We start from the raw sequence: 14,824 nt of genomic DNA, 5'->3' as shown, positions 1-14,824 counted from the left end.
TCCACTTTCTGCACGAGTCACCCATGTACCCCCCAGTCGACCCCATCATTTTTCAATACGGTCCTTTAGCACTGCGCTGGTACGGTTTGCTGATGCTAGCAGCAATCTTGGTTGCGACTCAGATTGCCAGCCGTGAAGTTGCTCGCAAAGGTGAGAATCCCGAAAATTTATGGGACATGTTGTTCTGGATTCTAATTCCAGGTTTTATTGGGGCACGACTGTACTATGTCTTTATTCAATCGCCGCGTGGATCTACGGGCATAGGGTACTACTTACAAAACCCAATGGAGATCTTGAGAGTTTGGGGTGGTGGTATTCATATCTTTGGAGGCTTTATTTTTGGGGGGATCGCACTTTGGATATTCACTCGCGTTCGGCAGCTTGATGCGCTCCCTTATCTAGACGCGATCGCCCTAGGTCTTCCCTTAGCGCAAGCGATCGGTCGTTGGGGTAACTTCATCAATCAGGAACTCTACGGTCCACCCACGACTTTACCTTGGGGACTTCGAATTGACCGTGCTCACCGAATTGCGCCCTACAATGACCTCAGCACCTATCCTGACAGTACCCGCTTCCATCCTCTATTTCTTTACGAATCCCTCTGGAACTTTCTGGGCTTTGTCATCATTTTTTCGATCACTCGCCGTTTTCGAACTCAGTTGAAAGACGGCGACGTCGCCCTTATGTATCTGGTTTGGTATCCTCTCGGTCGCTTCTTCATTGAGTTCTTAAGAACTGACTCTTGGTTCTTTCCCGGCACTCCTTTTAATGTGGTTCACATTCTGTCAGCGATCGCTGTCGTCACGGGCATCATTGGCCTCTACCTGCGTCATCGTCATCCCACGACACCTAACGAACAGAGCGTATAGGTGTCGTACTAACAGCTTCGTTAGGGCAGGCGCAGCAATGCTTGTACCACAAGGCTTTTAGACTAATGGATGACGCGCCCTGAGCCGGGTTAAAGACTGGGAAGTTTACAGAGATGAGATTGCCTCGCGCTTCTCTCGCCAAAGTATTAAGCAGTAAATTGCACAGAAAAACCCTAAAGCGCCGAGCGAAAAGATTGAGGTACCGTGCCAATGTTGAAAGCGTTGTGGATCAGTGTCGGCGGCCATAATAGCCAGGAAAGCTACTCTCACACCGTTGAATAGAAAAGCGATCGCAACTCCCATCAGTGGCACAAGATATCGTTTAGTGCCTTGAATAGGGGCCATAATCAGCAGCAAAGCTGACATCGACAGCAAATACAGGATGCCATTTAGTCCAGAACAATCGTGAATCACTTCGACACTACCTGTCGGTAAGCTGATGATTCTGCCATCGCGTAGCACATCAAAGCTAGCAGCCTGAAGCATAGCTGTAGACAGTCGCGCTGTTATTCCTCTCAAGTCAATAACCGACCAAAGCAAAACCTTGGGAATACCAAACATAAACATCAAAATGAATTCTGCTCGGTACTGTGTCAGGTTTCGCCAACTAGAACAGAAAACAGCTAGGCCCACCGTTGCAATGAAAGGTCCCGCAGCCAAGTAGTTATCAGTGGGTGCTTTGATGCCCCAAGCGAGAAAAATTGCTATCAAAACACCTCCAGCAAGCATTGACAAAGCATTGGTATGCAGCGTTAATTGGTGGCGCTTCTGCCAAATCAAAGACCCAGCCGATAACCAAAATAAGAGACTCAACGGCAATAGACTGTCATCGTTACTTTGAGCTACGAGGCCAACGTGAATTGCAGCACTTGCTGCACCCATAACCGCAAGGACAAAGAAAGGTATTTGCGTCTTGGATAAATGGCTGGTGCTGATTGTGTTCAGTTTCATAAGATTTTTTCTAAAGAAAGTTTACTTTGCTGGGTATCCCAAGCTGAGATGTTGCCGTCGCCAGTTCCACTAGGGCAGACAGCAAGTCATCTGACTAGGCACGCTAAGCAACCGGATGCTACTCGGTGCCCTAGCAAATGGCTAAAGCGATGCAAAGCTAGGCAACCTATCGTCAGACCCTGGGAAAGCGTCTAAACATCCATAAATCATGAATCCCCGCTCTAAGTGATTCCCCTGATTCCTGAGACAATAATGTGACTTGACTCCGGAAATCAACACTCACAACAAGAATCATGGCAGATCTTTATAGAGTCCATGCACTTTCACGGAGGCCATACCTAAAAGCGACAAAAACTTTATGAGATTACACGAGCTTAAGCTCGTCAGGTACGAGGTTGCTTGCGGTCATCCCATCAAGTTTTGTGATCGCGCCAATCCTGCTTAATTGTATAGACAAATAGAAAAGGCCTGAAATCCTCTCCCAAAAAGGCTTTCAGAATCCAATTGCGATCGACTTCGAGAAGTAAGTTCAATTTTTCTTCAAAAGTAGATTTCTATCTTCAAACGAAATTTATGTGATATTCCCTACGTGATGTTACAAATAGTACTGGCGAGCCTAAGTGTTCCGATAGAGCGAGCACGGATGGCTCCCAGAACTGTATATCGGAGTTTTTTTAATATGTTGAGAAAGACTTTTCTAACTGCTGGCGCAGCGATCGCTCTAGCTTCTGCTATCTCCATGCCGGCTTCTGCCCGTGGTGGTGGTCGTGACACGTCTGCTGAACCTGTACCTGAGCCGATGACTATTCTCGGCAGCATTGCCGTTGGCGGCGGTCTACTGGCTAAGAAGTTCAAAGATTCTCGTCAAGAAGAGCAAAAGTAACCCTAGGCATGGAGTTCCGCAACTCTTGCTATACGTTCTGCGATATCTCAAGTATTGTCTGTGGGAAGGCTTGCTCAAGAAGTCTTCCCACAGACAAAAGCCCCCAATTCGTTTAATTTATTCAGGATGTAAGCAGATAAGCCGGTCTATTCGGACAGGTGCATTACCTGATATGGCCGTCGCTAGTTCCGTTAGGACAAAACGACAAGCCGTCTGGTAAGCACTAGGCGCCCGGATACTATTAGGTACACAAACCTAGATAGCTAAAGCTACAACTCTGTAGCGATCGCTTTCACGCCTCGGCCTTCTTCCAGCAAGTGCGGACAGGAAGAGACTGTGATAGAGGCCAAGCGAAATTGTTTTCTCGACGAGTCTTGATTTGTCTGCGAGCGTTCATCCTATAAAGATCTCAGCAGACAGCTAAAGCCCTCATCAAAAATCTTGACTCGCGGTCAACTTTAACATCCTGGAATCTTTAGTGCATTGAGTCCAAGACAAAAGGTTCCTCAGCGACCCTATGGTCTGAGCATGAGTGCTATTCAGGAATCCCTATAACCATAAAAAACAGGGATAAATCTCACAGAAGTGGCGAAAGCTCCACCTTTCGCCACGCGCTGACTCATCCCTGTACCCAATTTTCACTTTTTCAAAGGTAAAATTCCATGAGCGGAAATCTTCAAAGCCTGAGCGGCATTTTGCCGCAGCAGGTCACTGTGACTGCTATTCAGAGAAACTTGACCAACGGTAGTCCCCAGGGTCAGAACCTGGATATCCCTTTGGGCAACCCCAGCTACTTTGATATGAACATTAACGATTCAAGTGGTATCTTAACGGGTTCTTTTGATAGCTACTGCATCGATTTTGACCGTTTTTTAAACTTCGAAGGAATTGACTTTAACGGCGATGGAGATACTAGCGATAACCGCGTATCTTTGCCAAACCTAGGACTAAACAGGGAATTAGATCCGATTGATTTCACAGCGACTGTATATTCCAGCTATGATCCAGCGGTTCTAAGTGACGGTCTTGGTGGACAAATTGAGAAACCTGAAAACTTGGGTGCAGCCAACTGGTTACTCAATAATCAAGACACTTTCCTTGATCAAGGTTTTACTGTCACTGACATTCAGCTTGCCTTCTGGGAGCTGCTAGATGACGACTCTACCCTGTCTCAGTCGGACATCGATTTCTTCACAGATCTGTTTGGCAGCATTAATCAAAGCAATGTTGATGCGGTTGTAGCAGCTGCTCTGAGTAACAATGATTTCGTTCCTCAAGCCGGTGAAAAGGTTGCCATTATCTTAGTTCCCGACGGCAATAACGGTACTCCAGTTGGTGGCGAGATTGATGGTCAAATCACGATTGTCGCAGTTGAGCTGTCCAAGTTAGGCGACACCGTTTTTGAAGATGCCGATGCTGACGGAATTCAAGATGCTGGCGAAACAGGCATTGCTGATGCAACGGTTAACCTGCTCGCTGACATTAATGGTGATGGCGAAATTGAAGCGAACGAAGTTGTAGATACAACGACAACTGACGCTAACGGCAACTACGAGTTCACTGTCCTTCCTGGCGACTACAAAGTTCAGTTCGAGACGCCCGATGGCTTCGACATGGCAAGCCCAGCGAATGTCGGTGGTGATGATGCCATTGATTCAGATGGACCGATCTCCGATGTCATCTCTTTGGATCCCGGTGACGTTGATCCCACAATTGATTCCGGCTTCTTCAAGAAGGCTGGATTGGGCGACTTTGTCTTTCTAGATGCTGACCGTGATGGTGTCCAAGACGCTGGCGAGGCTGGTGTCGAAGGCGTTCAGGTTGACCTCATTGATGGTAATGGCAATGTTGTTGCAACTACTACAACTGATGCTCAAGGCGGTTACTCCTTCACAGGCCTGCCCCCTGGTGATTATCAGGTTATGTTTACTGCACCTGCTGGTCTAGAGTTCACAACTACTGATGCAGGTAATGATGATACGGTTGACTCCGATGTTGACCCCATTACGGGTAAGACTCAGACCGTAACACTTACCTCAGGTGAGTTTGACGGCACACTCGATGCAGGTCTGGTGCAGCAGCTTGCCGGCTTGGGCGACACCGTTTTCTTCGATACTGACCGCGACGGCATTCAAGACGCAGACGAAGCAGGCGTTGAAGGCGTCACGGTAACTTTGTCAGGTGGCGGCGCAGATGGTGTTATTGGAACTGCGGACGATACCACTGCGACGACAACAACAGATGTCAACGGTGAGTATCGCTTCGACAATCTCAACCCTGGTGAAGAGTACAAGGTTACCTTCTCCAACTTGCCTACTGGTTTTGAATTCACGCAAGCCAATGTAGGGAACGATGATGCGGCTGACTCCGATGCCGACCCTAGCAACGGCATGACTCAAGTCGTTACTCTAGCTCCTGGTGAGTTCAACCCCACTTTGGATGCAGGTATCGTTCAACAGCTAGCTGGCTTGGGCGACACCGTTTTCTTCGATACTGACCGCGACGGTATTCAAGATGCAGGCGAAGCAGGCGTCGAAGGCGTCACGGTTGAGCTAATCGGTGGCGGCGTAGATGGTGTTATCGGTACTTCCGACGACACAATCGCCGCTACGGCAACTGACGCCAATGGTGAGTATCGCTTTGATGGCCTCAACCCTGGTGAAGAATACAAGGTTATCTTCTCCAACTTGCCTACTGGTTTTGAATTCACGCAAGCCAATGTAGGGAACGATGATGCGGCTGACTCCGATGCTGACCCTAGCAACGGCATGACTCAAGTCGTCACTTTGGCTCCTGGTGAATTCAATCCCACTTTGGATGCAGGTATCGTGGAGACATTGACTCCTGACATCAGCATCAAAAAATTTGTTAATGGTGCAGATGCCGAAACTGCTGCCACAGCTGTCGAAATCGCAGCTGGCAAGGAAGTTACCTTCACCTATGCCGTCAAAAATACCGGAGAAGTCGCGTTCGCTGCCAACGACGTGGTTGTCACAGACGACAACGGCACTGCTAGTGACATTAGTGATGACTTCAACCCCGCCTTTGTGGGAGGTGACCTCAACAACAACAACTTGCTAGATATTGGTGAGACCTGGCTCTATTCCAAGAGCGAAGCAGCACAAAACCTATCGACGGTCATTGACTTTGAGGGGTTTGCGGCAGGTACCGTTGTTGATAACGAATATGCAGCACAAGGTGTCACTATCTCTGCAACAGGTGGGGCTGGCGAAGCGATGATCTTCGACACCTTTAATCCTACAGGGGGTGATAACGACCTACGGACTAATAATCAGAGCAAGGTTCTTATTATTTCCGAAGATGGAGATTCTTCTGATCCCGACGACAACGCTCGTGGGGGAACGATTACCTTTGATTTTGCCAATGCGGTTGATATCAACAGCATGAGCTTCTTAGATATTGAAGAGCGAGGCGGCACTATCAAATCCTTTGATGCTAATGGCAGTCTGATTGACTCTCAGGCAATTCCTATCATGGGTGATGGGGGTCAAGCGACTGTCGATATCAATGACGACAACGTTTCCAAACTAGAAGTCTTCCTGAAGGGCAGCGGCGCAATTACAGGTGTCGAATTCGGAGATGGACTGTACAAAAACGTTGGAACTGTTATGGCAGACGGCGTTTCTGACACAGATATGGGCTTCTACAAAAATGGTGAAACGCCTGAACCTCCTTCACCTGAGCATATCCTCATCGAAGCTGAAGACATGCATCTATGCAACTACCGCATTGAGCATGTCGGCAGCAACGTTGCTTCCGGTGGTGAAGTCATCAAACTCAGTCGCTGGGATGGATATGCATCGACCCATTTCACAGGGGAGAGTGGCTACTACCAAGTTGACGTTGCCTACTTTGACGAAAACGATGGCAAGTCAATGGGTAAAGTCAAGATCGGTGGTGAAACCATCGATAATTGGACCTTTGATCAGCGCTTAGGCTCGAGTCTTGTGTCCGCTAACAACCGTGTTGTACGCACTGTAAGCGAGTCCGTGTACATTGAGCACGGCGAACAGATCAAGCTTTCCGGCTGGAGAGAGCACAACGAGTTTGCTCGATTTGACTCGGTTAAGTTTACCGAGGTTGCTGCCCCCGAAGTCTTCCATTACGAAGCTGAGGATATGCACCTGAACGGTTATCGGGTAGAACACGTTGGTAATCATCGCGCTTCTGGTGGTGAGGTAATTAAACTCAGAAGGCATGATGGTCATGCCTCCATCAACTTTGATGGGCCTAGTGGCACCTATGACATTCTCGTTGGCTACTTCGATGAGAACGACGGACGGTCGATGGGTAAAGTCAAAGTTGGTGGCAACACCGTTGGCAATTGGACCTTTGATGAGCATCTAGGCTCTGGTTGGGTTTCCCAAAAGAACTTCCGCGAGTTTGTCATCGAGGATGTTCAGATTGATGCAGGTGAGCAAATTAAGCTCTCTGGCTGGAAGAATCACAGAGAGTTTGCTCGTTTTGACTACGTTAAAGTTGTCGGCACTAGCGATGCTAATAGCGGTGGTTCCAATGGTGGCTCTCATATGCCTGCCCTTGAGGACACAGATCTATTCAGCTATGTCAACGGCCACGCTCCTGACTTAATCAGTGCTGGTGTTGTCACGGATGCTTTGATCTAGAGATAGCAACAGCGGCATCATGGAGCACCTGTGCCGCTGTATAGCTGTCACCAGTTCCGTTAAACAAGACGGCGAGCCATTGGGTCATGAGCTTGTGCACCTAATAACAACCGGGTGCACAAGCCTAGAGGGCTAAAGCTATCAGTATAAATTCAGTCGGTTATTGAGATGGAAAGGGATTGCCTAAGCAATCCCTTTCTTCGTTCTCTATGTTTCCACAGAAGACTTTTAGGCTTCTTAGAGCGGTGAAACAGATTGCGTTTGGTGACCCGATCGCTCAAGAAAGCCATCAATCTTTTGTACAGCAGCTTCCAAAACGTCTGGCGACTGGACGAGAGCGATTCGCACATAGCCTTCGCCATATTTACCAAAACCGCGACCGGGTGCCAGAGCTACACCCGTTGCCTCGACCAGTTGAACACAAAAGTCAATCGAATCTTGTACCCAAGGGTCTGGAAGTTTGGCCCAAAGGTATTGCGTTGCGTTGGGCTTGGAAATGTGCCAGCCGATATGAGTTGCAGCTTCAACGAACGTGTCTCGTCGCTGCCGGAAAGTGTCTACGGTTTTTTGAACACCCTCTTGGGCACCAGACAGGGCCGCGATCGCCCCTCGCACAATTCCGGGATACTGGTTGAAGTCAACAGTGGCTTTGATTTGTCGTAGCGCTGTAATTAATTCCGCATTGCCGATCGCGTATCCTACCCGGAAGCCCCCCATGTTGTAAGACTTAGACATAGAGTAAAACTCAATCGAGGTCGCTTTGTTGCGATCAGCCTGTAGAACAGAGGGTGCAGGTTCTCCGGTGTAAGTGACATCGCCGTAGGGAAAATCGTGGACTAAAACGAGATTATGAGACTGGCAAAACTCGACGGCCTCTTCCCAAAACGCCAGCGATGCATATCCTGTAGTGGGATTGTGAGGATAGCTCAATACCATCATCTTAGATTGGGCTAACACCTCCGGCGGAACATCCTGAAACTGAGGCAAAAACCCATTCTCCGCTAGCAAAGGCATCGTATAGTACTGCCCACTCGCCAGATGAACGCCACCTGCGTGGGAAGGATATCCCGGATCGGTCAGCAGGGCAAAATCACCCGGGTTCAGGATAGCCAGGGGCAAATGAGCCGTTCCTTCCTGAGAACCGATCAGCAGAAGCACTTCCGTTTCAGGATCAACGGAAACTCCGAATTTGCGAGTGTACCAATCAGCAGCAGTTCGACGAAATGGTAGCGTGCTTTGAAACAGAGAGTAGCCATGGGTGCTTGTGTCGTACAGCGCTTCAGAAATGGTGTCCAATACGTGAGGCGCGGTCGGCAAATCAGAAGACCCCAAAGATAGGTCAATAATGGTTTGACCAGACTTACGGGCATTGGCCTTGGCCCGATCCATATCGGCAAAAACATTGACTTGTAGGGGAACAAGGCGATCAGCAAACAACATGGGTCTGAAATCTTGACGGTTGCACTCTTCACCTTATCGTAGGTTTCGATGTACGAAGGACCGATATGACAATCAGTACATAGTCAACTTCCCGACGACCAACAGTCAACGGTCAACCTTGCCATTTTCGTCTAGGCACCAGGAAGTTGGGATATTTTGGGAGAACGAAAACTTTTGCCTCAGCCATCCCACCGGTATCAGTGTTTGCGGTTGCGGCAAGGTTGGAGGCGGCAAAGAAAACAGGGTCTAGAGGTCGGTTTCGGCTAGCAGCTGACCTACGTTTTGCAGGCGATTCTCAGCATCTGCTATGACCGTGTCGAAGTCCTTTAAAACCTCTCCAGGATACTTCTCCAGAACTTTGGTGGAGAGGGAAATACGACCTCTCTGTTCTTCTATATTGACAATGATGGCTTTGATATCTTGCCCGACTCGAAGGAGGTTCTGAAGGGAGTCTACGTAATTTTTACTGATTTGGTTGATATGAAGAAGACCGGTGACCCCTTCAAAACTAACGAAAGCGCCGTAGGGTTTGAGGCTAGCGACGGTGCCTGTGACTAATTGGCCCACTTCAAGCGTGGACATAGCTTGCGATCGCGCTGCTATCCGTTCAGACAAGACCAATTTGTTGTCGTCCTGATTGACTTCTAGAAAACCCACCGAGAGAGTGTTCCCCACATGAGCGTCTAAATCTTGGGATTGGACGAGGTGTGATCGCGGTACGAAGCCTCGTAGACCTTCGACATCAACAATAACCCCACCTTTATTGGTGCCCGTTACCGTGACATCCATAATGTCTTTGTTGGCTTCCTTGTCAATCAGCCGCTCCCAAACACGCTGTACCATCAGACGACGCAGAGAGAGAACAACCCGACCTTCCATATCTTGGTCGCGGATGATGAGAAATTCAAATTCTTCGCCAAGGGGAAGCACCTCTTCAAGATTCTCGATTCGTTCTAGAGAGGCTTCCTTCAAAGGCAAAAATGCGTCCGACTTACCACCAATCTCAACCATCGCGCCTTCTGAACCGTGACCAATTACCTTGCCTCGAACGGTATTTCCTGTTTTGAAGGTGTAGTCGTGATCCGCTAGGGCGCGGGCAAAGTCTTCTGTCGAAAAGGTCAAAATCGGGCCTCCCCCGGTCGTCATTCAATTGAGTTTATAGCCGTGGCTATCCAGTTTAAGACAATGGCAAACGTTAGATTGCTTGCTATGAAAGGATTTGATTCATCCTTCTGCCTTTCACCTTCCGCCTTGAGCTATACAACTATAGCAACGGATTCGTTTAGCAACCAGTCAGTAACAGAAGGCTGATACACAACAATGGATTCACGGGTTGTAAGAACACCAATCGCTCCAACCGCCTAGATACAGTTTGGGCAGAGGACGCTGCATCAAGGCTTGGGCCAGAATATTGACGCAGGCTGTAACGCCAGAGCCGCAGTAGTAGATTGGAGTTTCAGCCGAGGGGACAACGCTCCATTGAGTTTCTAGTTCCCTAGCAGAACGAAAATGACCAGTCTCATTCAAATTGAGTTGCCAGAACAGGTTGACTGCCCCCGGAACAGACCCGGCAATTGGATCAATAGGTTCTTGTTCTCCTTGATAGCGTTCGGGCGATCGCGCATCTACTACCACTGTTCCAGGCTCGTCCTTGTGCTCCAACACATAGACTCGATCAACCAGCCAGTCCTCTTGAATACGAGGCGTGAATTGTCCCGCTAGAGGGCGATCAGGAACCGCTTGTGACAGGGGATACTCCACTGCCTGCCAAGCCGGGAATCCTCCGTCTAGCACAGCAACGGACTCGTGGCCCAGATATCGCAGCAGCCACCAGACCCGAGCGGCAAAGGCTCCTTTGCTGGCGTCGTAGGCCACGACCTGAGTTGGCCCTACCGGATCGGAGGAGATGCCTAACGCTTCGAAAGTCGCGACCAATTGATTCAGATCGGGCAGCGGATGCCGCCCGCCATAGGTCGGCGGCCCTTGCACTGGACCCGATAAATCATCGTCAAGATCGAGATAAAACGCTCCCGGCAGGTGACTTTCCTGATAATCCCGTCGTCCCTGGTGAGAATCGCTGAGGGCAAAACGACAGTCGATGATCACGACTTGAGGATCATCCAAGTGATTTTTTAGCCAATCAACCTCGACGAGGGGCGTCGGTAGTGCAGGATCAGAATGGGACATGGTTGGTCAGTAGTCCAAAGGGTTGGAAACAACGTCAGCATCAACAGCAGAGCGATAGAACGAGAGGGTCGTGCGGCCATAGCGCTTTTGGGTTCGCAACATCAGGCCCGCGATCGCGATCGCCTCCCAAGCGGTTTCCTCATGTTCTACTGCTAGCTCACCATCAGGCGTTAAGAGTTGGTGGCGGGCGATCGCTCTCAACACGGGCTGATACAAGTCGCTGTGGTAAGGCGGATCAAAATAGATGTGATGGAACTGCTGTCCAGCCAACTTCGATAGCCCTACCAAGACATCGCCACGAATGACCTGGTAGGTTTGGTCTGCACTGGCAATGCGCTGCCAGTTTTGTTGAATCGTGCGGCAAGCAAGGCCCGCTTTCTCAATGCCAATGACTGAAACAGCTCCTCGGCAAAGGGCCTCAGCGCCCATCACGCCGTTGCCAGCACATAGGTCTAACCAAATACAGCCCTGAATTGACCCCTGCCAAATATTGAAAAGGGCTTCGCGGACTCGTCCTGTTGTGGGTCGGGTTGCTTGTCCAGGCACAGTCTTAAGCTGACGGTTGCCGTAAATCCTCAAGGACATTATCGACTCAAGACGGGGGATTTTTGTTGAATAGCTACCACAAAGTTCGACAGAATCTGCATGCCAATTGTCGAGGATTTTTCGGGGTGAAACTGAACCGCCATCACATTATCCTGGACGACCGCAGCGGCTACGGTTTGGCTGCCGTGGGTAATAGTGGCAGCAACCGCGTCAGGGTTAGTAGGTTCGGGATAGTAAGAATGAACAAAATAAACCCAATCTCCGGTTTTGACCTGATTCCATAGAGGGGAATCAGGTTGAGTCAATTTGAGCTGGTTCCAACCCATGTGCGGAATCGTAATGCCAGGCTCTGGTTTGAACTCACGAACCCTACCCGGAATAATGCCTAATCCTGGCTCTTGCCCTTCTTCACTGCCCTCAAATAGGACCTGAAGGCCAACACAAATACCCAAAAATGGTTTGCCGCTAGCAACGATGTCTTGAATGGGGGTGACCAAATCGCGATCGCGGAGATGTCGCATTGCCGGATCGAACGCACCTACTCCGGGTAGAACAACCCCATCGGCTGACCGCAAATCTTCCACACGATCCGTCACAACAGGCACTCCACCCGCTTTTTCTAACCCTTTACAGGCGGAATGAAGGTTGCCCATGTCATAGTCAATGACGGCAATGCGAGTCATGGTTACCCCCGTTTTGATCAGACCAATACCCCCTCATCCTACATGGGGTTTATCGTGGTGTACCGTAAAATCGACACATTTATCCGTTTTATCCGTATCGCAACCTGCTGACGTTGTTCATTGGGGAAGAGCCGATCAGGTCAATCACGGTTAGAAGGAGATAGGGTTTGAAGCTGCGACCATGCCCGGAGCACTTCTGAAACGGTCCAGGCTTGCGCATAAGCACCTCTGGGAGTAAAGGGTGTCTCTCCGTCAAAGATTTCGCTGAGTGTCCCAATGCAGCCGCTGCGGAGGTGATCAGCGAACGGCTCCAAAAAGCTGCTGGCGGCGCCAAGATCTTGATAAACCCGCAAATGAGCCTGCACAAATGGACCTATGAGCCATCCCCAAACGGTCCCTTGATGATAGGCACCATCTCTCTGAACCGGATCACCACCATAGCGATCGCAATAATCAGGATGCCGAGGATCGAGCGATCGTAGCCCGTGGGACGTAAGTAATTGGCGGGCGATCGTCTCGACAACAGCGGTCTGTTGGGACGCTTCTAGCAACTGCCGATTAGCAGAGTGTGACTCACCCTTCTCTAACCTGCTGAGCGGTTGTGAAGGAAACGCCACGGCCAATATCTGATTCGGACGAAGGCTCTCGTCATTTCCCGTTGGACCATCCAGTAGGTCGTAGCAGTACCCTAGTTCATTGGACCAGAAGCGTTGAAACCCCTCATGCGTCAGGTCGGCCAAATCGCGATAGTTTGCTCCGCTTAGTCCTAACCGGTCTGCAAATTGCGCCATGATCAGCAGAGCGTTGTACCAGAGCGCATTAATTTCAACCGGTTTACCGATCCGGGGAGTCACCACCCAATCCCCAACTTTGGCATCCATCCAAGTTAGCTGCACGCCGGGTTCACCCGCATAGATGAGGCCATCAGTATCTAGATGAATGTTGTAACGTGTGCCTTTCAGGTGCCAATGGATGATATCAGCTAATACAGGGAAGAGTTCTTCAAGCAAGCGATCGTCTTGGCTAGCAGCGTGATAAGCGCGGATAGCTTCGAAATACCAGAGCGTTGCATCAACAGTATTGTAGTGAGGCAGGGTCCCGGCCTCCGGAAAAACATTGGGAAGCATCCCTCGATCAACGTATTGAGCAAAGGTGCGAAGAATTGGTCGGGCGATATCAAGTCGTCCGGTTGCGATCGCCAATCCCGGTAAGGCAATCATCGTATCTCTGCCCCAATCACCAAACCAGGGATAGCCCGCGATGACCGTTTTACCGTCGTTGTTCCCTTCAACAGAGCGTGACACAACAAACTGATCGGCAGCCAGCACGAGCTGCTTAATCCATTGAGGGGTTTGGGATGTGGACGAAATTGTCGAGTGCCAAAGGCTTAATAATTGCTGCTCATGGGCCTGTTGTCGTTCAAATGCGCCTGTCAGCTGAAGGGAGTCAGGGGCCTCGGTCGTCGCCACAATAGTGACGGATTCTCCGACAGAGAGATCAATCTCGAAGGTTGCGCCATGCAGGTGATCATCGTTGGAATCAATGCCGCGATAGCGTTCAATCGCAAGATCATAATTTTGATACCACTGATGATGTAGAGTGCAGGTGCCGCGATCGCTCAGCACATAAAACGGCGTTGCCGAGGCAAAAGCCGACACGGTAATTCCCTGTGGATCAGCAGGCGATCGCGTTGGGACAGAAGCAATGTTCATTACCCAATCTTGCCCGCGAGTACTGTGATGATGATTGCGATGATTCAGCAACGCCTTCATCGAAAGTGTCACCGGACCACTCGCCCGTTCCAAACAGTAGCGGATGTAGGTTGTATTCGATCCCTGCTCCATCCAGATCCGTTTTACTAGCAAGGCATCGTCGAAGACATAAAACCAGGTAGGGACGGTCCCCTCAAGAGCAAACCGTTCAATCTGCAGGTAGCCGGAAGGCGTTACCGTGCCGTCTGCCCAGCGATCGCAATACAGTCGGTAAGCGTGTCCACCATAGTTAGTTGATCCAGCTGACAGAGTACCCTGTATCGACTGATGTTCAGCGGAGTGAATTCTAGCCTCGGTAACAGCCTTGCCGGAGTCCTCAGCCCCAGCCCAACTGACATCTTTAGGACGGTCGCTCCAGTAGGTGACCGTTTCATCCAACTTAGTCAGTAAAAGCGTGCGATCTAAAGGGGGATTAAGCGCGGCGACCAGCAACCCATGATAGTGACGAGTGAGCAGCCCTGCCACGGTGCCGCAGGCATATCCACCAATACCGTTTGTCACTAGCCACTCCCGCTCTTCAGCCATTGCGAGGTGACCACAAATGTCTCGTCCAAATTGAAGCATCATAGGCGATGAAATGGGGCGAGTGACCTAGTTTCGACTTACATCACCTTCTGTAATAGCACCTTGCGGGGATAAAGAAGTGGTGAGGAGCGGCATGAGGGATGACAGACTTGTAGTATATGTAGTATATTCTGAGTATTCTTTCCGAAATAGGCAAAGGACTGGCTGTAATAGACCGTGAGACAACTGCCTGATAACCCCTGAGCGTATTACAAGACATGAACAATCCTGTTTTTCTCTTGATCTACAACTGACGGAGCTTGAGGCTGCAAACGTTGTAGCT

General features: G+C 49.8%; 10 protein-coding genes. 3 read left to right on the top strand and 7 right to left on the bottom strand.

Annotated features, from left to right (window positions below; all coding sequences use genetic code 11):
* The first annotated feature begins 23 nt into the window (after positions 1 to 23).
* Complete coding sequence (gene lgt / locus PN498_RS14660) at positions 24 to 869, top strand: prolipoprotein diacylglyceryl transferase (RefSeq protein WP_272063558.1); 846 nt, start codon at positions 24 to 26, stop codon at positions 867 to 869.
* A gap of 105 nt (positions 870 to 974) precedes the next feature.
* Here the strand turns inward: lgt and crtA are convergent, their stop codons facing one another.
* On the bottom strand, positions 975 to 1,820 hold the full coding sequence (gene crtA / locus PN498_RS14655) for a cyanoexosortase A (RefSeq protein WP_272063557.1): 846 nt from the start codon (positions 1,818 to 1,820) through the stop codon (positions 975 to 977).
* Between the two features lie 679 nt (positions 1,821 to 2,499).
* On the opposite strand from crtA, the gene PN498_RS14650 reads away from it, so the two are divergent.
* Both PN498_RS14650 and PN498_RS14645 read left to right on the top strand, forming a co-directional pair.
* Positions 2,500 to 2,703 carry a PEP-CTERM sorting domain-containing protein gene (locus PN498_RS14650; protein WP_272063556.1) on the top strand — a complete coding sequence of 68 codons (204 nt, stop codon included), beginning with the start codon at positions 2,500 to 2,502 and terminating at the stop codon, positions 2,701 to 2,703.
* 662 nt (positions 2,704 to 3,365) lie between these two features.
* A complete protein-coding gene (locus PN498_RS14645; RefSeq protein ID WP_272063555.1) occupies positions 3,366 to 7,349 on the top strand; it encodes an SdrD B-like domain-containing protein in 3,984 nt (1,327 codons plus the stop codon).
* 237 nt (positions 7,350 to 7,586) lie between these two features.
* Here PN498_RS14645 and PN498_RS14640 read toward each other — a convergent pair whose 3' ends face one another.
* The 6 genes from PN498_RS14640 to PN498_RS14615 form a co-directional block, all read right to left on the bottom strand.
* Positions 7,587 to 8,789 carry an LL-diaminopimelate aminotransferase gene (locus PN498_RS14640; RefSeq protein WP_272063554.1) on the bottom strand — a complete coding sequence of 401 codons (1,203 nt, stop codon included), beginning with the start codon at positions 8,787 to 8,789 and terminating at the stop codon, positions 7,587 to 7,589.
* 246 nt (positions 8,790 to 9,035) lie between these two features.
* Positions 9,036 to 9,935, bottom strand: a complete 900-nt coding sequence (locus PN498_RS14635; RefSeq protein WP_272063553.1) for a S1 RNA-binding domain-containing protein — start codon at positions 9,933 to 9,935, stop codon at positions 9,036 to 9,038.
* 180 nt (positions 9,936 to 10,115) lie between these two features.
* A complete protein-coding gene (locus tag PN498_RS14630; protein ID WP_272063552.1) occupies positions 10,116 to 10,976 on the bottom strand; it encodes a sulfurtransferase in 861 nt (286 codons plus the stop codon).
* Between the two features lie 6 nt (positions 10,977 to 10,982).
* On the bottom strand, positions 10,983 to 11,561 hold the full coding sequence (gene rsmD / locus PN498_RS14625) for a 16S rRNA (guanine(966)-N(2))-methyltransferase RsmD (RefSeq protein ID WP_272063551.1): 579 nt from the start codon (positions 11,559 to 11,561) through the stop codon (positions 10,983 to 10,985).
* Complete coding sequence (hisH, locus tag PN498_RS14620; RefSeq protein WP_272063550.1) at positions 11,561 to 12,205, bottom strand: imidazole glycerol phosphate synthase subunit HisH; 645 nt, start codon at positions 12,203 to 12,205, stop codon at positions 11,561 to 11,563. Before hisH ends, rsmD begins: the two co-directional genes overlap by 1 nt.
* A 140-nt stretch (positions 12,206 to 12,345) precedes the next feature.
* Positions 12,346 to 14,544, bottom strand: coding sequence for an amylo-alpha-1,6-glucosidase (locus PN498_RS14615; RefSeq protein WP_272063549.1), 2,199 nt, complete (start codon positions 14,542 to 14,544; stop codon positions 12,346 to 12,348).
* Positions 14,545 to 14,824 lie beyond the last annotated feature (280 nt).

Source organism: Oscillatoria sp. CS-180, assembly GCF_028330965.1.
Classification (GTDB): Bacteria; Cyanobacteriota; Cyanobacteriia; order Phormidesmidales; family Phormidesmidaceae; genus Halomicronema.
This window is presented reverse-complemented; position numbering and strand designations above follow the sequence as displayed.